Source organism: Bradyrhizobium sp. USDA 4502 (assembly GCF_054063355.1).
Genome location: NZ_JBSSGF010000001.1, coordinates 9,287,885 through 9,310,975, shown reverse-complemented (window position 1 = coordinate 9,310,975; position 23,091 = coordinate 9,287,885). Strand labels below are relative to the sequence as shown.

At 61.8% G+C, this 23,091-nt stretch carries 12 protein-coding genes and 8 pseudogenes; 8 read left to right on the top strand and 12 right to left on the bottom strand.

From position 1 onward, the window contains the following. The 4 genes and pseudogenes from ACVW1B_RS43295 to ACVW1B_RS43280 form a co-directional block, all read left to right on the top strand. Positions 1-400 (top strand): shikimate kinase (locus tag ACVW1B_RS43295; RefSeq protein ID WP_456822996.1); only part of this gene is annotated, 400 nt, incomplete at its 5' end. A gap of 179 nt (positions 401-579) precedes the next feature. Next, positions 580-903 carry a hypothetical protein gene (locus ACVW1B_RS43290; RefSeq protein ID WP_253603939.1) on the top strand — a complete coding sequence of 108 codons (324 nt, stop codon included), beginning with the start codon at positions 580-582 and terminating at the stop codon, positions 901-903. Positions 904-1,082: 179 nt separating this feature from the next. Next, positions 1,083-2,429 carry an IS5 family transposase gene (locus tag ACVW1B_RS43285; RefSeq protein ID WP_253588041.1) on the top strand — a complete coding sequence of 449 codons (1,347 nt, stop codon included), beginning with the start codon at positions 1,083-1,085 and terminating at the stop codon, positions 2,427-2,429. Between the two features lie 147 nt (positions 2,430-2,576). Beyond that, positions 2,577-3,776 (top strand): annotated as a pseudogene (locus ACVW1B_RS43280) (IS256 family transposase). A 287-nt stretch (positions 3,777-4,063) separates the two neighbouring features. Here the strand turns inward: ACVW1B_RS43280 and ACVW1B_RS43275 are convergent. Continuing rightward, on the bottom strand, positions 4,064-4,480 hold the full coding sequence (locus ACVW1B_RS43275; protein WP_253603940.1) for a hypothetical protein: 417 nt from the start codon (positions 4,478-4,480) through the stop codon (positions 4,064-4,066). Between the two features lie 59 nt (positions 4,481-4,539). On the opposite strand from ACVW1B_RS43275, the gene ACVW1B_RS43270 reads away from it, so the two are divergent. Next, complete coding sequence (locus ACVW1B_RS43270) at positions 4,540-4,695, top strand: hypothetical protein (protein WP_253603942.1); 156 nt, start codon at positions 4,540-4,542, stop codon at positions 4,693-4,695. Positions 4,696-4,875: 180 nt separating this feature from the next. After that, positions 4,876-5,807 (top strand): annotated as a pseudogene (locus ACVW1B_RS43265) (IS630 family transposase). On the opposite strand, the gene ACVW1B_RS43260 reads toward ACVW1B_RS43265, so the two are convergent. Beyond that, complete coding sequence (locus tag ACVW1B_RS43260; RefSeq protein ID WP_253609782.1) at positions 5,777-6,118, bottom strand: transposase; 342 nt, start codon at positions 6,116-6,118, stop codon at positions 5,777-5,779. The pseudogene ACVW1B_RS43265 and the gene ACVW1B_RS43260 overlap by 31 nt on opposite strands. Further along, positions 6,042-6,482: a transposase family protein gene (locus tag ACVW1B_RS43255; RefSeq protein WP_253609783.1), complete on the bottom strand. Its 441-nt coding sequence runs from the start codon at positions 6,480-6,482 to the stop codon at positions 6,042-6,044. Before ACVW1B_RS43255 ends, ACVW1B_RS43260 begins: the two co-directional genes overlap by 77 nt. 183 nt (positions 6,483-6,665) lie before the next feature. Here ACVW1B_RS43255 and ACVW1B_RS43250 point away from each other — a divergent pair. Beyond that, positions 6,666-7,629: pseudogene (locus tag ACVW1B_RS43250) on the top strand (IS110 family RNA-guided transposase); the annotation flags it as partial. A 668-nt stretch (positions 7,630-8,297) separates the two neighbouring features. Here ACVW1B_RS43250 and ACVW1B_RS43245 read toward each other — a convergent pair. The 5 genes and pseudogenes from ACVW1B_RS43245 to istA form a co-directional block, all read right to left on the bottom strand. Continuing rightward, positions 8,298-8,543, bottom strand: a pseudogene (locus tag ACVW1B_RS43245) (ATP-binding protein); the annotation flags it as partial. A 277-nt stretch (positions 8,544-8,820) separates the two neighbouring features. After that, a pseudogene (locus tag ACVW1B_RS43240) lies at positions 8,821-9,842 on the bottom strand (IS110 family RNA-guided transposase). Between the two features lie 49 nt (positions 9,843-9,891). Beyond that, a complete protein-coding gene (locus ACVW1B_RS43235; RefSeq protein ID WP_253609786.1) occupies positions 9,892-10,116 on the bottom strand; it encodes an ATP-binding protein in 225 nt (74 codons plus the stop codon). Positions 10,117-10,235: 119 nt separating this feature from the next. Continuing rightward, positions 10,236-10,370 (bottom strand): annotated as a pseudogene (locus ACVW1B_RS43230) (AAA family ATPase); the annotation flags it as partial. Positions 10,371-10,436: 66 nt separating this feature from the next. Then, positions 10,437-11,976 (bottom strand): annotated as a pseudogene (gene istA, locus ACVW1B_RS43225) (IS21 family transposase). Positions 11,977-12,283: 307 nt separating this feature from the next. On the opposite strand from istA, the gene ACVW1B_RS43220 reads away from it, so the two are divergent. Then, entirely contained in the window at positions 12,284-12,457 is a 174-nt protein-coding gene (locus ACVW1B_RS43220) for a hypothetical protein (protein WP_225649129.1), read from the top strand. Here ACVW1B_RS43220 and ACVW1B_RS43215 read toward each other — a convergent pair. The 4 genes and pseudogenes from ACVW1B_RS43215 to ACVW1B_RS43200 form a co-directional block, all read right to left on the bottom strand. Beyond that, on the bottom strand, positions 12,452-13,648 hold the full coding sequence (locus ACVW1B_RS43215; protein WP_253603944.1) for an IS91 family transposase: 1,197 nt from the start codon (positions 13,646-13,648) through the stop codon (positions 12,452-12,454). The genes ACVW1B_RS43220 and ACVW1B_RS43215 overlap by 6 nt on opposite strands. Continuing rightward, a pseudogene (locus ACVW1B_RS43210) lies at positions 13,649-14,506 on the bottom strand (tyrosine-type recombinase/integrase). A gap of 585 nt (positions 14,507-15,091) precedes the next feature. Next, on the bottom strand, positions 15,092-22,069 hold the full coding sequence (locus ACVW1B_RS43205) for a shikimate kinase (protein ID WP_253603946.1): 6,978 nt from the start codon (positions 22,067-22,069) through the stop codon (positions 15,092-15,094). Further along, the gene (locus tag ACVW1B_RS43200; protein WP_141713704.1) at positions 22,048-22,614 is read right to left on the bottom strand and encodes a hypothetical protein; all 567 of its coding nucleotides are present in this window, start codon (positions 22,612-22,614) and stop codon (positions 22,048-22,050) included. Before ACVW1B_RS43200 ends, ACVW1B_RS43205 begins: the two co-directional genes overlap by 22 nt. Between the last annotated feature and the right edge of the window lie 477 nt (positions 22,615-23,091).

Genomic DNA, 23,091 nt, shown 5'->3' with positions numbered 1-23,091 from the left:
TTTCAGGGACCTCGAGGCGAGGTCAATCGCACAGTTTCTCGAGCGGGGGCCGGTGGTGCTGGCCACCGGTGGCGGCGCGTTCATGCGTGAGGAGACGCGGCACCGCGTCGCGGAGAAGGGTGTCTCGATCTGGCTCAACACCGACGAAGGTGAGATCAGGAAACGCCTTAGTCGTGACACCGCCCGCCCGCTGTTGCAGACCGAAGACCGGAAGGACAAGATCACGCAGCTGATCAGCGAGCGCTCGCCGTTCTATCAACTTGCCGATCTCACGATCGTCCCCGGTCAAAAACGTGACAACAAGAACGCAGATCAATGTGTGGCCGCGCTGCGTGCCCACCTTTGCGGCGAAGGGGGCGCGGACCGGACACCGGCCAATGTCATGGGAGCGGCACCATGACCTCGCCGCTCACAAGGTTGATTGTCGATATCGCCCCGAGGGATCGGGCCGAACAGTCTCTTCGCCTCGAGCGGGATGATCGGCGTCGTATCCGTCGACAGCGGAAAGGTAGCGGCTTCCGGTGGCGCCCGCACCTCGGGAACTCGAACGCGGCGTAGGCTGTGAATGCTGATCGAAAAATGCCCCCCATCGGCGTCGTCGGTCCCCTTCAGGCCATTGATTTCATTGAATTGAAACGATGGGATCCCCACGCGATCATGGTTGAGACCCCACGCCGCAACACAGTCCTCGGCCGAAACTGGCCGAGGTTCATAGTAGACCGTGCTGCGGGCGAGGTTCAGGACCTTCTCGGTTTGCCGCGTCCCAAGATCGCCTACAATCTTTCGGACTATACCAAGCAGGGTATCGCGGCTGCGTTCCTGCTGAAGAACGTGATCTTCAGGAAACTGGGTGCTGAGGACTTCACCAAGACTCTTCCCGGTCGTCGGTCGTGTCCCACATAGTGGTGTATGTAGTCGTCCGTGAAGATCGGCTAAGCAATTGAGCTAGAATCGCATTTGTCGTTGCGGACTGTTTTGCGATTGCAGGATTTTGAAGCTTCGGGCATCGGAACCTTGCAATTTCATTTTCAGGATTCCGTCGAATCGCCAGTCATGATTCCGTCGGCGCATCGGAGGTGGCGATGCGACCGAAGAAGCACAGGACGACGGGATCGGGCGATCTGTTCCGGGCCAGGCTGGACCAAATCATCAATATGAAGCACGAGCTGGTTCAACTCGCCGGCAAGGTCGATTGGGACTGGATCGACGGCGAGATCGCGCCGCTCTATAGCGAGAACGGTCGGCCGGGCATCGCGACCCGCTTCATGATCGGGCTGCTGTTGCTCAAGCACATTTACGGCCTGTCCGATGAGGGGCTGTGCGAGCGCTGGGTCCACGACCCGTATTTCCAATACTTCACCGGCGAAGAGTTCTTTCAGCACGCGTTCCCGCACGAGCGCTCGGACCTGAGCCACTGGCGCAAGCGGCTCGGCGACAAGCTGGAACTGTTGCTGGCCGAGAGTTTGCGGGTGGCGCACGAGACCGGCGCGTTACGCAGCCAAGACCTCAAGCGGGTCACGGTCGATACCACCGTGCAGCCGAAGGCCATCACCTTCCCGACCGATGCCAAGCTGCTGCACGCGGCGATCAAGGGGCTCAACCGCCTGGCGAGGAAGCACGGGGTCAAGCTGCGACAATCCTATCTTCGCATTGCCAAGACCGCGGCAATGATGGCTTCCCGCTACGCCCATGCCAAGCAATTCAAGCGGCATCAGCGGCAGTTGCGCATCCTGCGTAGCCGACTGGGCCGGATCATCCGCGACATCCGCCGCAAGATCGAAGGGCAGGAAGCGCTCGAGAACGCGTTCGCACTGCCGCTCAGCCGGGCCACGCAGATCCGTTCGCAGCAGCAGCGCCAGCGCGGCTGGAAGCTGTATTCCTTCCATGCTCCGGAGGTGGAGTGCATCGGCAAGGGTAAGGCTAGCGCTCCTTACGAGTTCGGGGTGAAGGCCTCCATCGTCACCAACAACCGCCGTGCTCCTGGGGGCCTGTTCGTGCTGCACGCCAAGGCGCTGCCCGATAACCCCTACGACGGTCACACCTTGCGGGACGCCATCGACCGCACCGAGACACTCACCGGCTGTGCGATCGAGCGCGCCTATGTCGACAAGGGATACCGCGGCCACGACGCGCAAGATCCCCGTCGCGTCTTCATCTCCGGCCAGAAGCGCGGCGTCTTCGGTGTCATCAAGCGCGAGCTGCGCCGCCGCTCCGCCATCGAGCCCATCATCGGACACCTGAAGGCCGAAGGTCACCTCGGCCGCCGCTACCTCAAGGGCCGCCCAGGAGACGCCGCCAACGTCGTCCTCTCAGCCATGGGCCATAACTTCCGCCGCATCCTCGCCTGGCTCAGGAAGCTCTTGCGCTTCATCCTGATCGCTCTTTGGCCCGCCTTCGCAACCCCAGTCGCCCTCGACCCCGCTTGTTAACGGACGACTATGTAGCTGGTTAGCAAAGCCGCTCGCGACGCGCGCTCCCCAATAGCGCCGTAGCGAGCGAGCGGCTTTGCGGGTGGTCACCGATGATTCGTCGGTAAGGTTTGGGTTGCGACACCAACCTGATTCGAGGAACCACCGATGACCGACGACATGATGAACCTGCGTGCACTCGTGGAGAAGACCCCTGATGCCGATCTTTTGCGCGATATGATCGGCTTTGCCGCCCACCGGCTGATGGAGCTCGAGGTCGAGGGACTGACGGGGGCAGCCTACGGGGAGAAGAGCCAGGAGCGGCTGGCCCAACGCAATGGCTACCGCGACCGGACCTGGGAGACCCGCGCCGGCACGGTCGAGCTGCGCATCCCCAAGCTTCGCAAAGGATCCTACTTCCCGGGCTTCCTCGAACCGCGGCGGATGGCGGAGAAGGCCCTCACGGCAGTGGTGCAGGAGGCCTATGTGCAGGGCGTCTCCACCCGCTCGGTCGACGACCTGGTGCAGGCCATGGGCATGAGCGGCATCTCAAAGAGCCAAGTGTCGCGGCTGTGTACCGAGATCGACGACAAGGTGAAGGCCTTTCTAAACCGGCCGATCGAGGGCGACTGGCCCTACCTGTGGATCGACGCCACCTATGTGAAGGTGCGCCAGAACGGGCGCATCGTATCGGTCGCGGTGATCATCGCGGTCGGGGTCAACAGCGACGGCCAGCGCGAGGTTCTCGGCATGGACATCGGTCCGTCCGAGGCCGAGACGTTCTGGACCGCATTCCTGCGCAAGCTCGCCCGGCGCGGCCTGCGCGGCGTCAAGCTGGTCGTCTCCGACGCCCATGAGGGGATCAAGGCCACTGTCGGAAAGGTTCTCAACGCCAGCTGGCAGCGCTGCCGCGTGCACTTCATGCGCAACGCGCTGGCGCACGCCGGCAAGAGCGGGCGACGCGTCGTCTCCGCCTTCATTGCCACCGCTTTTGCCCAGGACGATGCTGAGGCGGCGCGGGCGCAGTGGCGGCGCATTGCCGACCAACTGCGTCCCAAATTGCCGAAACTCGCGGTCTTCCTGGATGAGGCCGAGACCGACGTGCTGGCCTATATGAGCTTCCCTGCTGCGCATCGGGCCAAGCTGCACTCGACCAATCCGCTCGAGCGCGTCAATGGCGAGATCAAGCAGCGAACCGAAGTGGTCGGCATCTTCCCAAATGAGGACGCCATCACACGCTTGGTCGGCGCAATCCTGCTCGAGCAGAACGACGAGTAGGCCGTCCAGCGCGGTCGCTACATGACGCTGGAAACCATCACGCCTTTGGGCGATGATCCCGCCGTCAGCTTCCCGGCAATCGCCAGCTGACCGATCCGGCCCCTGCCGGCGAACGCGGTCCAACCGCAATCAGCTACACCACGCCCCGGGGCACGATCCGGTGCGCGGCGGCGATCAAGGTGAGACTCCGCTCTCATCCTGATTGGGTTCTTCCGCACATTTGGTGCATCGAGAGCAACGGAAGGTCGGTCGATTTCAGGCGGCCAGAAGCACGCGTCGACGCAGTAACGGGTAACTTGCGCGACCATACATCTGTCGTTTGATGGCTTTGATCCTGCTGATCTGGCCTTCGACAGGACTGGTTGTCCAGGACGTGGTTATTGCTGCGCGGACGGCGTCGACGTCGCGCGCATGCCGTTGGCGAAGCTCTTGAGCTCGCTGTTGGCTGCTTGCGCGATCCACTCATCGAGCTCGGCGATGTCGCCGCCGCCGAGAAGGGACACAAATCGCTTCGCCAGCTCGGCTGCCGTGGCGAGTTCCGGCGCTTGCGCAAACAGGTGTCCGAGAAACAGCTTGGCTTCAGCATCGATCTGATCCAGATTCTGGCTCAAATACCAAGCACAGCGACGACGTGTAGGAGCTTTCCAGGTCGGGGGCGGTTGTGCTGCTCCTTCAAGGGCTTCACGTTCACGCCTGTTCGCGGCCCATCGCGCTATCGTCACCCGACTTCCGATATAACCCTGCTGCTGAAGCTCCCGCCAAAGCTGTGACCCACCCGGCTGCCTGAGGCTCATCGCGCTTCAAGCCATGCCTCGAAGGGCGCGAGAAGATGCGAGGGTCTATGAGGACGCGAATGCTCTGGCTCGCCGCCGGCGGCGAGCCAGCGCTGGACAGTGCGCCTGTCGATACCGAGCAGTTTGCCGATGCCGGATGTCGGACAACCTTGCGCGCGGAGGCGACAAATTTCATCCCAACGTTCGCGTCGCGCAGCTCGTCTATCCGCTCGTAATTGTGCAAGGCCCGGCGCTGGCGCGGACACGCCGGTGATCGGAGTTTTTGCGGCGGCCATGATTTGCACCGCTGCGGCTAGAGCGGTTTCCAGTTGAGGTGAATCGGAACAGTCAAAGGGGATTCCCACGGGCACGCAAATCAGATTCGGTGTTGCCCGCGACAACATGCGGGGCATGCGATGGCGAAGGGATACTCCAAGGACCTCAGGGTGCGTGCGGTTGAGCTTGTTGAGTCCGGCGAAAGCGCACGTGAGGCTGCGCGCATTCTCAATCTCGGCGCTTCGACTACGATCCGATGGATGGATCGTTGGAGGAAGACCGGAAACGTTGAGGCCAAGCCCGGCACCGGGCACAGCCGCTCGCCGTTGGAGCAGCACAAGCAGTGGCTGATCGAGCTGATCGCCGCGGAGCCGGACCTGACGCTCGAGGAGATCCGCGCGCGTCTGCGCTCTCAGAGAAAGCAAAAGGCCGGCATCGGTTCGATCTGGCGTTTCTTCGACCGTCACAGCATCACCTTCAAAAAAAACACTGCACGCCGCCGAGCAGGATCGACCTGACGTCGCTGCCGAGCGTGCCGCGCTGAAAGCCGAGCAGCCCAAGCTGCGTGCACCGCGCCTCATCTTTATCGACGAGACTGCGGTCACGACGAAGATGGTCCGGCACTATGGGCGCTCTCCTCGCGGTGAGCGCCTCGTCTCTGGCGTGCCCCATGGTCACTGGAAGACGCTGACGCTTGTCGCCGCGCTGCGCATCGATGGCCTCACGGCGCCCTATGTCATCGACGGTGCAATGGATGGGCCCTCGTTCCTGGCTTATGTCGAGCAAGTCCTGGCGCCGACCTTGCGCAAGGGCGACATCGTCTTCATGGACAACTTGCGCACTCACAAGATCGCCGGTGTCCGCGAGGCGATCGAGGCTGTCGGCGCCCGCGTGCGTTATCTGCCGGCCTACTCGCCCGACCGAACAGGCCTTCTCCCGGTTGAAAGCTGCGCTGCGCAAAGGCGCCACCCGCACGGTCCAAGCCCTGCTCAAACTCATCGGCAAACTCGTCAAGTCGTTTGCGCCGCAGATGTGTGCCAACTACTTTAGGCATGCTGGATACACCAGATGATCCACATCATGTGGAAAATGCTCTAGATTGTGACGATGGCGACCGACCGCATGACGCAAGGCGTCCCCTAAGCTATTAAGTAAGTGCCATCGGTCCGCGACCTGAACTGCGTTGGGCGCACCACAGCGTGCGCCGTCAGCATAAAGACCCGCACGATCGCGGGCCGAAATCTTGATCCCCGGCCAGCTCTTCAGCCAGCGAGCAACACTGTCGGCGTTGCGATCCGGAAGCAGATCAAGCACGCAATTGCGCTCCAGATCGCAGATAATCGTTCCATATCCTTGGCCACGACGCCAAGCCCAATCGTCGATGCCGACGACAGTCGGAGCAGCAAAATCCGGTAAAGGGGGCCGAGTGAACCATCCGCAGCAAGGTATCGCCGCTAACCGGCATGGCGAGTTTGTGCGACAGGCGCGAGCCGGGCTCTCCGCCCACAGCAAAGCCGATCGCCAATTGGCTCTCGCCGAGACGGATTGTTCGTCTCGCTCTCGGCCGTACTGTCGTCGGTAGTCGCTCGGTAAATATTCGGCGCAGGCATCCGGGGTTCGCGCATCGAAACCGTCGCGCCTGAAGACGGATTTCGACCACCTGACCCTGCCATGGCAGATCGGCTAACAGTCGCGTGTAGTGGCTGTGGACCTGACGAGTTTGGTAGCTGCAACAGGGACAGAGCACGACCGCTGCCTTCGGTCGAGTCACGAGTACCACCCTGTCAGTTTGGGGAAGTATCTGGACAATCAAAAGCTCGGGGGAAATCAGCGAGCGGAAGGCTTGGAGCAAGGCGAATCACGGCGTCGACTGCGATTCCAACCTTATCCCCTTATTCGCACTGTCCGTGAATCCCACACCCTGCACCAAATGTGCGGAAGAACCCCTGATTGTCGCGCTATAATCCGGGTAGATCTGGCGAAGAATGTCTTCCAGCTCCACGGCGCATCAACAACTGGGCATCTCAAGTTTCGAAAGAAGCTGTCTCGGCCACAGTTCAGGAAGTTCATGGCGGAGCACTTAACGGCAATGGTGGTGATGGAAGCTTGCGGCAGCGCTCACTATTGGGCACGAGAGATGGTTAAGCTCGGCCATGAAGTTAGACTGATCGCGCCGCAATACGTGAAGCCTTTCGTGAAGCGCCAAAAAAACGACGCGGCTGATGCCGAAGCAATAGTAATCGCTGCACAGCGCCCAGAGATGCGCTTCGTCGAGCCGAAATCGGAAGAGCAGCAGGCCAGAGCAATGTTGTTTCGGAGTCGGCAGCGGCTTGTTCGTCAGCATACTGATTGAGTCAACGCATTACGTGCTGCTGTTTACGAATTTGGTCATGCCGTCCCATAAGGCATCGAACAACTTAAACGCATTGCCGCAATCCTCAAGGAGCCGAACGTCGATCTGCCGGAACTAGTTCGGGAGGAATGCTGGAGTCTCATTGATCAAATTACCCAGAAGACGGAATGCCAAGACAGAGCAACTCAAGAAGTTGGCGGCGCGGACTCGAGCGGCGCGCCGGCTGCAAACAATGCCAGGAGTCGGTCCGCTGACCGCGCTGGCGATCGAGGCTTTCGCGCCCGACATGACAACTTTCAAATGTGGTCGAGACTTCGCAGCTTGGCTCGGCTTAGTCCCGCGGCAACATTCCTCCGGAGGAAAGGAAAGGCTTGGGCGCGTTTCGAGAGAGGGACAGGCGGACATTCGCCAATTACTTATCGTGGGGGCTATGTCGCGAGCGAACTGGCTGGGGCGCAAGTCGATCCCCAAAGGCTCATGGCTTGCGCAGATTCTCGTCAGGAAGCCACGCATGCTGGTGGCGATCGCCCTGGCGAACAAGAGTCGCCAGTTCCACCCCCGGCTCGCCCCGGATGCGCGCCCCGTTCACCTCGATCTCGACCACTCCACAGACCTTGGCCGGCGGCGTGGCAATCTCCACGGGCTTCGTCTGTACCGGCGAAATACACTCGGACTTGCCAACCCTCCCGCCATCGCTCTCGGCGCCAATTTGGATAGGCACGAAATTCTGGGCTTTGCCGGCCAGCGCCGCCGCTACCTGGCGTCGCCACACCGTGAGCAGTCCGCGAGAAACGCCATCGCGCCGCGCCACCTCGGAGATGTTCGCCCCCTCCTCAAAGCTCTCTGCCGCGATCCGGGCCTTCTTCTCGCTCGTCCGTCCGTCGCCGCCGGCGATCCCCAGTGATCACTCAACGCGGCGATAAGAGTCACCTTCCTGCCTGGCATGCGCATTCCAGGGATGGTGATCAGGTGTTCTAGGCGATGGTGATCACGGATTCCAGTGATCGTGATCAGGTTCGGAGACGAACACGGCTGACGGGTTTATGCGTGCTGGAAATGGCCTCCTGGTCAAGGCTGGCGGGCTGGCTTGGAGATCGTTCCGACGGTCCATGGGAGGGGCCGTGCGCGGCGCGGAGTGCCCCCACGAGCGACGGAGCGACGCGCACGGGAGGGGCTTGTGGACCGGCGGAGCGATCGTGCGCGAGGTACTCACGGCTTTTTCTTTTCGCCAGCCTGACGCCGCAGACTGTCGCCTTTGAGCTCGAGGCGGTGCGCATAGTGAATGATGCGGTCCAATATCGCATCGCCCAGGGTGGGATCGGCAATGACGTCGTGCCATTGCGACCCGGGGACCTGACTTGTGATCAACAAGGATCCCTTGTCGTAGCGATCGTCGACGATCTCAAGCAGATCACGGCGCTGGTCGGCGGTGAGCGGTTCGGGTCCCCAGTCGTCATATGTGGACGGCCTCTGATGGCAAGCACAATTTGGCACTTCGAACGACTTGGACGGCTGCGATCGTATGTCCGGCCTTTAGCGTGGATCATATCTCCGCGGGCCCTGATGAAGTCCGACAACCAAGGGGTCACATCAAGGATGCGAGCTTTGGAGCTCACACGACTGGTCGGGGTTTTCCTGGTTTTCGGTGGCGACCGTTGTCTTTCGTCATGCCTTTCTTGCACTTACCAAGCTTAGAACTCTTTGATTTGGACGCGGCTGGCGAAACTGACGCTCAGGATTTCGCGAACATCTCGGTGCGAAAGCATTCTCCGGTTCTCATCATTGCCCAGATGATCCGAGCCAGCTTGTTGGCAAGGGCAACGGTCACAAGCCGCGCCGGCTTTTTCGCCAACAGCCCGACAATCCAGTCGCGCAAGCCGCCGCGGCTTTTTCCACAACGTTTAGAAGCGATGTTGCTCCGAGAACCAGTAGCTTCCTTATATATCGATTACCCGCCTTGGTGATGCTTCCGAGAGTCGGTTTACCCCCACTCGAAATTTGCCGTGGCGTCAGCCGCAGCCAGGCAGCAAAATCCCGCCCCGAATTGAATACGCTTGGGTCCGGTACACTGGCTGCAATTACCGAGACAACAAGCTTGCCAATGCCGGGAATTTCGCCGAGCGAACGGCTCGTCTCGCTTCGCGCGTGGGCCTTGGCGATCTCCCTCTCTAGATCATCGAGCGCGCTTCCGAGCGCATCAATTTGCTGACCGAGAACCTTTGCAGCCATGACAGCGGCGTCCGGAAGAGTCGTGTCGCCTTCTGCAAGGCCTAAAAGCTCGTTGACGCGGCCGGTGCCCTTGGCGACGACAAGTCCGAATTCGGCTAGGTGGCCGCGTAGAGCGTTTACGCTCATCGTTCGCTGTTTGACGAGCAGCTCGCGCGCCTTGTGCAGCATCAGGGTCGCTTGCTGATCAGCGCTCTTGACCGGCACAAAACGCATTGCAGGTCGCGAGACTGCTTCAGAGGTGGCCTCCGCATCCACGGCATCGTTCTTACCTCGCTTGACATAGGGCTTTGTGTAGGCTGGCGGCATCAGTGACACATCATGCCCCATGGCCTTCAATTCGCGCGCCCAATAGTGCGCTGAGCCGCAAGCTTCCATGCCAACGCGGCAGGGCTCGATCTTCGAGAAAAACTCGCGCATTGTCCGGCGCGTCAGCTTGCGCTTTACGGCTGGTGCATCCTCGCTAGATAGCGCGTGAACCTGAAAATAGTTTTTGGCGAGATCAACGCCTATTCTGATAAATTTCATAGCGGACGGTCTCCCTTCTTTGTGGCGCTCTGGCGACCACGCCTTGGCACTATGATGCCGTTGAGGTGAGGCCGTCCACACCATCAAGGATGAGGAGATTGACGCGCTCGAGCGCGGTGATCAGGCGCGCCAGACGGCCTTCGCCGCGCGCCTGGGCGAGATCGGCGAACAGGCGGGATGCCCGCTTGTAGAGCACGGAGAAGCCGTTGCGGCAGGCCTTGTTGCCGAGCGCACACGCAAGCCAGGACTTGCCGGTGCCGGTTGGGCCGACGATGACCAGATGGTTGGCATCACGGATCCATTGGCAGGTGGCGAGGGTTTGGAAGAGCGAACAAGGCCGCGGGCGGTGCGATAGTCGACGTTCTCGATGGCGGCGGCTTGACGGAGTTTAGCACTGGTCAAGCGGCGCGTGAGGCGGCGGTTGTCACGGGCGGTGACCTCGCGATCGACGAGGAGGCCGAGCCAATCGGCGTGCGGCATTCCGGCCGCCTCGGGATTGTTCTGCAGTTCGGCGAGGGTATCGGCCATGGCGGCGAGGCCGAGGGCGCGCAAGCGATCGACGGTGGGGTGAATGAGCATGCTGGTCTCTCCTGATCAATTGTAGTAACTGCGGCCACGAATGTTGGCGTGGAAGAGGATGGGCGCCTCCTCGGCGGGCGGAGCGGTTCTGTCGGTGCCGTTCTTGCGGATGGCAGCGACCGATTTGTACGAACGGGCGTTGAGCAGAAGGGCACGGGCACAGGCGGCGTCGACGCGCTCCTGGCCATAGCGCTTGACCAGTCCGAGAATGCCGATGGCTGAGCGGAAGCCCTGTTCCGGATGCGGCCGCGACCGCAGGATGACATCAATGAGAGTGTCGTCGTCGGGACCGACCTTAGCGGCTTCCGAACGAATACGCTCATGGGTCCAGTCCCGATAGCGGCGATGCGAGCTCGGCATATGCTCGGAAATCGTGGTCGGGCGATGCGGCAAGGTGCTGCGCAGATGCGAGGCCACGCGCTTGCCACGGAGGAAGACCTCGACGGTTTTTTGGGTGATGCGAACCTCGAGCTCCCGATGCACGAGGTTGTGAGGAACGCTGTAGTAATGCTTGGTGATCTCGACGTGATAATCGAGGTTGACCCGGCAGCGCTTCCACTCGGCATACTGGTACGGTTCATCCGGCAAGGCAGTAAGCGCCGGACGATCAAGCTCCTCGAACAGCTCGCGCCGACTTCGCCCCCAGCTCCGGAGAGGTCGACGGTTCAGTTCGATAAGGAGGCTATGGATTGTCTCGTTAAGGGCGGCGAGCGAGAAGAAGCGGCGGTTGCGCAGACGCGCCAGAATCCATCGCCCGACGATTTGGACCCCGACCTCGACCTTGGCTCTGTCGCGCGGCCGATATGGCCGCGCCGGAACGATGGCGGTGCGGTAATGGCGGGCGAGATCGGCATAGGTCCGGTTGACCATCGGCTCGTGAAAGCAGGCCCTGATGATGCCAGCCTTGAGATTGTCGCTCACCGTCTGTCGCGCCACGCCGCCGAAATAGGCAAAGGCCACGAACGTGGGAGGCGATCCAGTCCGGCAGGCTCTGGCTGAGGCTGGCCTCGGCGTAGGTGTAGTTCGAGGCGCCGAGCACGGCGACGAAGATCTGCGTGCTGCGCACCTCGCCGGTGAGCCCGTCAACCACCTCCATGGTGTGTCCGGAATAGTCGACGAACAGCTTCTCGCCAGCGACATGGACCTGGCGCAGGGTCGGCTTGAGGCGGCCGGCCCATTCCTTGTAACGCTCGCAGAACCACGAATAGCTGAAGCTGTCGGCACTTGCGTCGCAATACTCCTCCCACAACAGCATCAGCGTAACGTTCGGGCGCCGCAGCTCGCGATGCACGAGTGCCCAATCCGGCTGCGGACGCTCGTCGCTGGGCCGATCGGATGGTGGCGGATACAGGCGGTTCTCGAGCCGGACATCGTCATCCAGCTCCGGAGGCAACGGCCAGGCCAGGCCGGCGCGGCGGGTTCGGTTGAGGTACTTGCTGACCGTGCCCGGGGCCAAGCCAAGGCTGCGGGCAATGGCGCGTTGCGACATGCCGACGCTGTAATGCAGGCGTAGAACTTCACGAATGTGGCGCATGGACAGTCTCTCGGTCGGCATCTCGATCCTCTGCGGTTTAGGCAAAAGACCAAGCTACCCGGGTTACAGACTGTCAGCGGTATGCGCCTCCTGGTTGCCCCGATCATGATCGCTGGAAATAGCGATCACGATCGGCTGGAAATGGTGATCACGATGCTCTGGAATCTTTAGGGTTGAGCTGGGTCGCGCTTGAGGATGCGCGACCCAGGCACGAGCGCGACGCAGCTCAAGCCGGGTTGAACGAAGCCGCGGGCCGGGAGGTCAAGCGGTTATGGGGATTGAGGGCGCCGCAGACGTGCGCGATCCGCGATCAGTTGGGGATGGGTAAATGGACAGATTGGTGCGCAGCCGAGTCGGCTCGGCCGGCTCGGTGTGCAATAAGAGCGGAATCGTGCTTGCAACGGCAATTGCAGCATGGCTGGGCGAGCACCGACCCGCTGTCGGCCAGAGCGGTGGTAGCAGTGATATCGGCGAAAACTATCGTGCGCGATTGGGTTCATGAGGTGTCCGGCGTCCGATTACCCCGACGAGGTCCGGGAAGGATCTCGATAACGACCATGCGGCTTCCGCAACAGGGACATGGCGGTCGTTCGGATGTGTCTGCGACTGCGCACGCAGGCTGCTGCTCGGGCGCCTGATCAGCAATCGAAGGTGGCGTTGCCGCAAGCAAGCGACGGATCAGCATGAGCTTGGCACGGCGATGCCCGTTAGCGAGAAATCCATAGTGGCGGATGCGCTGGAAACCATCGGGCAGGACGTGCAACAAGAACCGGCGTATGAACTCGTCGGCCGCGAGCGTCATCGACTTCATCCGTGCTCCGTCGCGATAGTCGCGCCAAGAGAAGGTGGCGCCGTCATTATCGACTGCGAGAAGCCGGTGATTGGAGATGGCAACGCGGTGCGTGTAGCGAGCCAAATAGGCGAGAACCTGCTTGGGGCCGGCGAAAGGTCGCTTGGCGTAGACCAGCCATTTGATGCGGCGCAGCGACGTAAGGACTGTATCGAACGCTGAATGATCGCTGAGGTGCTTCAGATTGCCGAAGAAACGCAGCTTGTCGGCACGATAAGCAGCCCTCAGCTTCTCCAGGAACAGCCGGCGGTAGAGACGCGACAGCACGCGCACCGGCAGAAAGAAGCCCGGTCGGCAGGCGATCCAGCGATCGCCGTGCGCCGACAGCCCGCCGCCCGGCACGATGCAGTGGACGTGCGGGTGATGGGTCAGCGTCTGGCCCCAGGTGTGCAGCACCATGATCGCACCGATCTCAGCGCCGAGGTACCGCTTGTCGGCCGCAATCGTCTTCAAAGTCTCAGCCGCTGCCTCGAACAGCATCGCGTAGACGGTCGCCTTGTTGTGATAGGCGATCGCCGCCACCGGCGCCGGCAGCGTGAACACCACATGGAAGTACTCGACCGGCAACAGGTCGGCAGCGCGGGCGCTGAGCCACTCGCGGGCTGCCGTACTCTGGCACTTCGGGCAATGACGGTCGCGGCAGCTATTGTAGGAGATCCGCTGGTGCCGGCAGTCGACACAGCACTCGACGTGACCACCGAGCGCGGCAGTCCGGCACGCTTCGATGGCGCCCATCACGCGCAGCTGGGATCGGCTGAGGTGCCCGGCGTGGGCGACGCGGAACGCGTGGCCGTGCTGGCGGAAGATGTCCGCCACCTCGAACGCCGGACGTGCGCCGGGCACCTACTCGGGCCGAGATCTCAATCGCGCGTCGAGATCGTCGAGCGGACTTCTGGCCCGTGCGATCAGATTGGTTGCGACTTGCGTGTAGCGCTCCGTCGATGACAGTCGCGCATGGCCAAGAAGGACTTGGATGAGCCGGATATCAGTCCCGCGCTCGTAAAGGTGAGTAGCAAAGCTGTGCCGCAGAACATGTGCCGTCACCCGCTTATCGAGGCCGGCATGTTGCCGAGCTCTGCGGCAAGCCTCTTGCAGCGTGGCGACGCTCACCGGATCGTCCGGATTGCGCCCCGGAAACAGCCAATGGCGCGGTTTGGCCAGACACCAGTAGGATCGCAGGATGCTGAGCAGCCGCGGCGACAGCATCACGTAACGATCCTTGCCGCCCTTGCCGGCGGTGATCAGGATCAGCATGCGCTTGCTGTCGATCGCGCTGGGCTTCAGGCGGCTGACCTCGCCGACCCGTAGCCCGGCAGCGTAGGCCGTCACCAGCGCAACGCGGTCGCGCAGGGCCGGTACAGCCTCCAGGAAACGGGCGACTTCCTCCGCACTCAGCACCAGCGGTGCTTGATCGGCTCGCGGGCCGAAATAATGTTCTCAATCGCCTCCTTGCGCCCGAGCGTCACCGCATAGAAAAAGCGCAACGCGCACGTCACTTGGTTGATGTGAGTCCACGACCGCTTCAACCCGATCAGGTGCAGTTGGTACGCGCGCACCTGCTCAAGGCCGAGCTTGTCAGGTGATCGGCCGAAGTGTCGGCTAAAGTTCGCAACCGCGTTGCTGCGTCGACGGTGATAAGTTGCGCAGCGTCATATCCTCGATCATGCGGCGGCGCAGCGGGCTCGAACTCATCGTGGCCATGAGGCACTCCTGGATTAAGAGGAACGGACTTGCGGCCCAATCCTCTCAAACAGATGCCTCTCAGATAAATGGCCTCGCCCTCCCGCGCAGCGGGTTCGTTCAATGGGTGATCACGATGGCCTGGAATCGGTGATCACGATCCGCTGGAACACGCACCTGGCATCAAGCATGGCATTTGCCATCGCGCCACCTCCACCGATCAGCTCTTGCCAGCCGGTATCGCAGACAAGCTTCGTCACTGCGAGGTGAGGCCCTCATGCCGGTTACCATTAAAAGGGTTCATTCCGCGCTCCGATTGAGCCATCTGAACGGCTCTCGGGACTTCCCCCCTCTTATGTTAACAGGTCGATTTTGCGACAAGCTGACGAGACCCAGGTAGCCTGTCCCGCGTTCAGCAGGAGCACCTCTGCCGCGGCGAGAATGGCCTGCTTGGCTCGGCGCGAGCGACGACCTTCTTGGCGACCGCGTTGGTGGCCGAACTAGAATCCCTTTTGCCGCTTGATGAATCCGTTTCATCAGGGTCACGAAGCCATGCGGATTTAAAAGGTGCGATCGCTGCGACAATCAACCTGGTGAGCGGCGAGATCACGGTGCCGCGCTCATGATATTGGACGGTATCCGCTCCGCGCTTGCCTCGCCGCAAAGATGGGCATGCAGCGCGACCAAGCATTGATCCGCGCTCCTGTTATTACGCTTTCCCGGGACGATGGTGAGATCGGCAAGTTGATAGAACGGTTCGCGATCGCGGATCAATTGCGTGATCTTGTCCTCCCGGTCCTCGGTCTGCAACAGCGGGCGGGTGATGTCACGAGCAAGGCGCTTCCTGATCTCACCCGCGTCGGTATTGAGCCAGATCGAGACCCCTTTCTTGGCGACGCGGTGCCGCGTCTCCTCACGCATGAACGCGCCGCCACCAGTGGCGAGCACCGTGGGTCCCCGCTCGAGACACTCCGCGATCAAACTCGCCTCGAAGTCTCTGAAGTACTGCTCCCCTTTGGTCGCAAAAATCTCCGTGATCGACATGCGAGTCATCGCCTCAATCTTTTTGTCGGTGTCGATGAAAGGCAGCCCTAGTCTTCGCGCAAGATGTGGGCCGATAGTGGATTTGCCGGAGCTGGGCATGCCGACGAGCACGATCGGCCGGCCGTCGAGGGCAGCGACAACTTCCTTTGCAGTCGGTGATCGCTCGGGCGTCGCGGTCTGTTGGGCAGATCGCAACCCGAGGGTTGCGCCGACGCCAGCTGTCCGCGCCCCTTCGATCGAAAAGTGGGGAATGTTTCTGACACCCTCCGGTATCGCAACTTCTTTGCAGACCTCGCGCACGCGCTGGGTGAGCTGCTCCATCTTACGGGGATCCGGTGCATCGCCTCTGCGCCGTCGCTGGAGTTCCTTGTACGTGTCGTGATTGGCAATTTTGGCCTTGTAGCTGCCCGGCGTATGGAACTCCGCCTCGAATCGGTAGCCATCCGGCGTGGCGAGCACAGTCTTCATGCCGACAAACGTCGGAGCGCTCATCCTGAACCAGTTGGTTGTGCTGATTTCGGCGTAGCCTTGCTCCTCAAACGCCAGAATGCCTTTCGTGAAGGCACGTGCAAAATCCTTGTCGGGCACTTCGAAGACATGGCGCACGGCGCTGCTGATCAGCAGTGAGGCGCCTTCGGGGGCATCATTCACCTCCATGAGTTGGTCTCTGAGGGAGCTTTCCGATCTTAACCGACGGTCGAGATGGGGCATCTTCACATCGATGCCCAACAGCTCAAGGTCCTTGGCAACCTGACGTGCTGCTACAGTGATCTCCTTCTCTTCGGCTGCGGCGCGCGCGACCTCGATTTGGGCGCGCTCTGAAGCCTGCTCGCGAGTTAGCGTCAACGTGATGGCAGAAGCCTCGGCAGGCTGTCGGCCAAAGCCAGGCAGAATCCCTTTCTCCGCAGCAAGATGAATAGAGGCCTCCATGATTGAAGCTGCCAATGTGGGATTGTCCTTCAGATCCTCCAGGGTCGTGTCGACATTGAACCGTCCGTGGTTGAGGGTCGCCGCCATGCTCTTGACATAGGGCACGGACTTCAGGCCTGGCGTCTGCTGCAGGAGCCCCTGGAGCCATTCGCTTTTCTTCATGAAGAGCTGGACACTCGTGTCGGACTTGAAGGCGTCCGTTCCGACCTTGATCCCGAGGCTCAGAAGATTGCTCGCGCTTTGCACGAGGTCATCGGCAATGTACCCATCCGGCCGCGGAGTGATGCGCGGAGGATAGTGGTCGAGCAAGGACTGGATGCGGTCGCGTGGGTGAGCGGCTGCCGGATAAGTCTCCGCCAGGCTTGGGAAAAGCTCCGCAAGCGCTGGGCTCACAGTCAGTTTAGTGTCGCTCACGCTTTCGGATGTTTCGGGCAGCATCTGCTCAGCTGTGCTCGCTGCCCACGCCTCGAGGTCGTTGACGAGCAACTCGGCAATTTCGTGGGCGACTGCATGGTCTGCAAGCTTGATCTCGGGCCTCGCTCTATCGAGCATGTGCTCGACATCCTGGGCGCTCACCTGCTCCTTGGTCAGCAATTGACGGATGTCGCGCTGAAGTTCGTGATGAAACCCCTCGTAAGTTCCAAAAACCGCGCGCTCAGCAAACCAACGCCGTGCTTGATGGGATTGCGCCAGAAAGCTCCGCTGCAGGCCGCTATAAATTTCCAACGCGTTCCGCGTCGCCGCGAGGATCTGGCTGGCACGACTGAATTGGTAATTGTTGCCCTCGATCGCCGGGGTATACGACTTCGGCGGCTTGAGCGAGCGAACTCCGCGAGCTTGTTCCTTCTCATCGAACTGGCGAACATGCTCATACAGCTGCGGCCGATCGCCGATGATAACGACGGTATCCCCGTCGAAGTCGCCGTCGAGCTTTTTCTGCTCGCCGGTCGGGACTGCAACCAACGACCCCGGAGCGAACACTTCGGTCGCCTGCAGGATACCCACACAGTCGACCGGCGTGTCTACGTTTGCACGGTCTTTGCGCTCGGTCCAGCTCGAATGGCACTTGACGTCTTCGGCCGACATCACCAGCCCGCGGTCCGCGTAGTTGGCCGGCCACATCCCATCCGGCACCACGATCAGAATGCCTTTGGCAAAGAAGCTCGGGTCGTGGGCCGCCAGCTCCTCCTGCGACTTCTGGGCGACACTGAAACTGTATTGCATGGCCACGCATCTATCGAGGAATGCCGCAGTCGGATCCCCGTCAGCTGCCGACCTGACTCGCTCGGCGGCGAGTGGGCGAAGGTTAGGCTTGTCATAGGGAGATCGCCCGATCAGCACGCCCCCCGTTCCCGTTAACGTCTCACTCTTGCACTTCGGCACATGGAGGTAATCATCACTGGACGGGACGGCAACGCCACCGGGAGCATCGATGTGGCCTGCCGTCACCATGCGAAACAGCTGCTCGCCTATCAGGCTTTCCCCTCCTCTGCTGTCCAGCCAGCTCTTGGCCTTTTCGCGAGCCTCGTCGGCCACCTGCTCACTGCGCGGATAATGTTGCAACGCCGAGGCAGGAACGGACGATCTCCTTCCCTCACCATAGGCCGGCATTCGATCGGGGCCTTCCTGGGGGCCGGCCCGGCGAATAGCGAGCATACGTTCGGCGAGCGAGGCCTTGATAAAGCCACAGCCATCATGCGGTCGCAAAGCAATCGGGCCTTCCGGTCCAGTCAATTTGAACGGATGCTCCTCGTTGGTAGGGCGGTCTGGCGTCAGCAACAGCTTGAAGGCGCCCTCCAGCGCGTAATCGTGAGGGCCCAGATCCTTGATTGCGGGTGGCGCCGCAAACCCCCTGCGCTGAGTGTACCAATAGGCTTCCTTGAACGGGGCCCAGGCCCGCAACAGCTTCTCGAATGACGTCCCCGGCGCGGTTTCGGCATAGGGAATGGCGAGCAGTTTTCCCCCCGAAGACGGTGCTGCCGGTCCGCCTGGAGTATGGGCGGCGATTTCGAGCACGGTCGGTCTTGGTGCTTTCAACTTGCTGCCGCCGAACAGGTCCATGCGGTACGGCACCCCCTTGTAGGTGAGCGTGCGCGCCAGCATGAGGGCGCTCGGCTTTGCCGGCAGCTGGACGGCGACCACCTCGATCGCGCCTGAGGTCAGCCGATGAAAAACCGAGTATCGTGTCTCGGACTCTGTGGCCAGTGGCCGTCCTTGCATGTCCACCACCGGCAACCGCATCAGACCCGCTTCGCCCTGTGGGGGCCTCGGCTCGTGATCCATGGCTCGCAATACCTCGTGGACATCGAATGTGGACGCAGGATATTTGTCCCGGATCGTTGCCGCGTTTTGCTCGACGAATGTGTCGAGCGCATCGACCGGGCTCTCCGCCTCGATCTGTGCGATCAGGTTCCAGCTCATGTTGGAAAGATCGCCCTGGATGAGGTCGCGCGTGCCGGCCAGGATCTCTTTGGTACCGTGCCGCAGCTCTTGCTGCCTCTTCCGCAAATCGGCCTTCTTGCCCTCGATAACCGGTCGCTTGAACATGTTCGCCAGGACTGCACGAGCCTTGAGCATCTGATAGATCGAGAGGGCAGGATTGCGACTCGCGCGCGGCCCACGGATGCGCTCTGCCGCGCTTGTATTGAAGTGCGCCTCGATCTTTTGCTCCACGACCGGCTGGAGATCGTTCAGCAAGTGGAGAGCCACTCTGCGGTGCCAGCGCAGGTGCGGGCTGCGCGCCAGCGGCACCAGCGCGGCACAGAGATTGCCCATGGTTTCGAGGTTATTCTCAGCGGCAAAACCAGGGGCACGATGCAATTCGTTGAGCCGATCCAACCCGGTCGAGGCGAGCGAGCCAAGATCTTCGAATAGTCGAGCCTTCGCCAAGGCCTTGAAAATGGTGGCGATAGTCAGAACGTCGCCTTGCTCCAGCCGATCATTGTCATAGTGCAGGTGATGGGCCAGCTGATGCAAGCGATCCTTCAGCAGAGCGGTCTCTGTGATCTCTCCCGCGTCTTCCCCTCTCGTGATACCTCGCCCCAGGGCATTGGCGATCATGTTGAACTCGGGCGTCGTGAAGGCACCGAAGCGTTGACCGCCCCGGCCTAGTCCGCGCGCGATGTCCACTACCGCCCGGTGACACGCCGGGTCGTCCGGCCACTTGCTGAAGCCATTCATCAGATATGCCATCTGCTGCGGCGTGAAATCGGAGAGCGCGCGGCGACCGACCTCACCCGCGATCACGGCTGCGGAATGGCAAATGTCCTCGTCTTCCGGCCACTTGCTGAAACCGTTCACCAGGTTCGCCAGCTCCTGCTCATTAAAACGAGCGAGCCGGCGGCCGTCGTCACAGACCTCACGGGCGATTGCGAGGACGGCCCGGCCGGCATCGTCCTGGCCCGGCCACTTGCTGAAACCGTTCACCAGGTTCGCCAGCTGCTGCTCATGAAAACGAGCGAGCTGGCGGCCGTCGTCACAGACCTCACGGGCGATTGCGAGGACGGCCCGGCCGGCATCGTCCTGGCCCGGCCACTTGCTGAAACCGTTCACCAGGTTCGCCAGCTGCTGCTCATGAAAACGAGCGAGCTGGCGGCCGTCGTCACAGACCTCACGGGCGATTGCGAGGACGGCCCGGCCGGCATCGTCCTGGCCCGGCCACTTGCTGAAACCGTTCACCAGGTTCGCCAGCTGCTGCTCATGAAAACGAGCGAGCCGGCGACCGTCGTCACAGACCTCACGGGCGATTGCGAGGACGGCCCGGCCGGCATCGTCCTGGCCCGGCCACTTGCTGAAACCGTTCACCAGGTTCGCCAGCTCCTGCTCATGAAAACGAGCGAGCCGGCGGCCGTCGTCACAGACCTCACGGGCGATTGCGAGGACGGCCCGGCCGGCATCGTCCTGGCCCGGCCACTTGCTGAAACCGTTCACCAGGTTCGCCAGGTCCTGCTCATTAAAACGAGCGAGCCGGCGGCCGTCGTCACAGACCTCACGGGCGATTGCGAGGACGGCCCGGCCGGCATCGTCCTGGCCCGGCCACTTGCTGAAACCGTTCACCAGGTTCGCCAGCTCCTGCTCATTAAAACGAGCGAGCTGGCGGCCGTCGTCACAGACCTCACGGGCGATTGCGAGGACGGCCCGGCCGGCATCGTCCTGGCCCGGCCACTTGCTGAAACCGTTCACCAGGTACGCCAGCTCCTGCTCATGAAAACGAGCGAGCTGGCGACCGTCGTCACAGACCTCACGGGCGATTGCGAGGACGGCCCGGCCGGCATCGTCCTGGCCCGGCCACTTGCTGAAACCGTTCACCAGGTTCGCCAGCTGCTGCTCATGAAAACGAGCGAGCTGGCGACCGTCGTCACAGACCTCACGGGCGACTGCGAGGACGGCCCGGCCGGCATCGTCCTGGCCCGGCCACTTGCTGAAACCGTTCACCAGGTTCGCCAGCTGCTGCTCATTAAAACGAGCGAGCTGGCGGCCGTCGTCACAGACCTCACGGGCGATTGCGAGGACGGCCCGGCCGGCATCGTCCTGGCCCGGCCACTTGCTGAAACCGTTCACCAGGTTCGCCAGCTGCTGCTCATGAAAACGAGCGAGCTGGCGGCCGTCGTCACAGACCTCACGGGCGATTGCGAGGACGGCCCGGCCGGCATCGTCCTGGCCCGGCCACTTGCTGAAACCGTTCACCAGGTTCGCCAGCTCCTGCTCATGAAAACGAGCGAGCCGGCGGCCGTCGTCACAGACCTCACGGGCGATTGCGAGGACGGCCCGGCCGGCATCGTCCTGGCCCGGCCACTTGCTGAAACCGTTCACCAGGTTCGCCAGGTCCTGCTCATTAAAACGAGCGAGCTGGCGACCGTCGTCACAGACCTCACGGGCGATTGCGAGGACGGCCCGGCCGGCATCGTCCTGGCCCGGCCACTTGCTGAAACCGTTCACCAGGTTCGCCAGGTCCTGCTCATGAAAACGAGCGAGCTGGCGGCCGCCGTCACAGACCTCGCGGGCGATTGCGAGGACGGCTTTGCGGATATCCTCCTGATCCGGCAACTTGCTGATGCCGTTCAGCAGCAGTGACAGATTTTGACTGTTCAGCTTCTGAAGTAGTCGGCCTTCTTGGTCGAGACAAAACTGGGCGATTCTGATCACCCCATTGCGGCATTCCGCCGCCCGGAGGTTCCGACCAAACGATAATGCGAAGAGCGAAAGCGCATTAGGGTCGACTTTCGTTATTAACGCATCTTCCAGCTGCGACAGCCGAGCTGCCAAGGCCCTGCAAGCTTCCACACCTGCACGACCACCGGCTTCTCGGCTCACCACGTTGCATGTTGTGGCGTACCCCCATGATCGCCCGGCGCGGATGTTTTCCTCCAGGCGCGAAACGAATTCAGTCTTGAAATCAACGGCGGCCTTTTCCAGAAACCTTTCATGGTCCTCCCGGTCCGCCTTTCGCAGCCTCTTGTCATGCTGCACCACTGCAGTTGAGAACGCACGGATGTCGCGAACGTGATCAAGGTCCCTCAGAGCTGCATTAAGTTCATCCGCACGTCTATAAGGACGCGCCAAGCTTGCAGCCCGGACGCTCTCGGCGCCTATATCTTCGATACGCTGCATTTTTGGTCCAGCACCCAGGTCAGGCACGGATTGCCTATGTCGAGAGAGCGCATCTGTCTGCGAGCTGGTAGCGGCTTGATCGCCTCGCCAGTGGTCGCCGCTTGAACGCCAGCTTGCTCCCCCAGGTACTCCGTCAAGATAGGATCCATACGGTCGTTCGGAGCTCGCACCTTGGACCCTCTGCGCGGCGACATCGTCAATGCGCTGCCTTCCTGGTCCGCCACTTCGGTCAGAGATGGATTGGCCATGCGGCGCCAGCCCGCCGGCGCGATCGGCGCGCCGACGGTCGCCATCCGAAGACGACGGGGCAACTTCCAGATTGGCTGCGCCACGATAAGTTCGATGGGCTCGCTCCGAGCTTCCAGGCTGAATTGGCTGCGCAGCGACACCGCCGATGCGCGAGCTTCCTGGCCTGTCACCCCGCTCGGAGGCGGATGGTGTATCTGGCGGGAGCCCACCTCTCTGCGAGCGCTCAGCCGTTCGGTCGGCACGCCACTGATTGCCATCAGAGTGCGCCAGGCGTGTTTCCTGATTTGCTGCGCCATTATAGGTACGATCGCTTCGTTCCGCACCTTCACGCTCGATTGGCTGCGCAGGCGCGTCGGCGACGCGCCATCTTCCTGGTCTGCTACCTCGCTCAGACACGGACGGCGTATCCGGCGGGCGTCTACCCACGTGCGAGCTTTGAGCCTCTCTATCGTCGCGCCAGAACTCTTCGCCACGCGGATGCGAGGCGCCCGCGTTTCGACCTGGTCTCCCACTGTAAATTCCATAAGGTCGCTGCGGGCCTGGGCCTAGGACACTCTGCGTGGGCACATCGTGGACGTGTCCCACTTCTGGTCCGTCTCCGCCGTGCGATGGGAGAGAGCGTCCTAGCGAGCCTTCCGCCTCTGGATCGTCGCGACGCACTTCCTTATCAGATCGCGACGAGCCGGATCCCGGCAAGGAGCCGAAACGACGACGGCTCCCACCGATTACGCCATGCAGCGCAGCCCCAAAGAGTCGATGTGCGCTGGCGGGAG

Bases quoted from the DNA above. Each gene is read 5' to 3' on its own strand.
- ACVW1B_RS43290 (WP_253603939.1), top strand. From the start codon at position 580: ATGCCCCCCATCGGCGTCGTCGGTCCCCTTCAGGCCATTGATTTCATT.
- ACVW1B_RS43285 (WP_253588041.1), top strand. From the start codon at position 1,083: ATGCGACCGAAGAAGCACAGGACGACGGGATCGGGCGATCTGTTCCGG.
- ACVW1B_RS43275 (WP_253603940.1), bottom strand. From the start codon at position 4,480: ATGAGCCTCAGGCAGCCGGGTGGGTCACAGCTTTGGCGGGAGCTTCAG.
- ACVW1B_RS43270 (WP_253603942.1), top strand. From the start codon at position 4,540: ATGCTCTGGCTCGCCGCCGGCGGCGAGCCAGCGCTGGACAGTGCGCCT.
- ACVW1B_RS43220 (WP_225649129.1), top strand. From the start codon at position 12,284: ATGGACAGATTGGTGCGCAGCCGAGTCGGCTCGGCCGGCTCGGTGTGC.
- ACVW1B_RS43205 (WP_253603946.1), bottom strand. From the start codon at position 22,069: ATGCAGCGTATCGAAGATATAGGCGCCGAGAGCGTCCGGGCTGCAAGC.
- ACVW1B_RS43200 (WP_141713704.1), bottom strand. From the start codon at position 22,614: ATGGCGCAGCAAATCAGGAAACACGCCTGGCGCACTCTGATGGCAATC.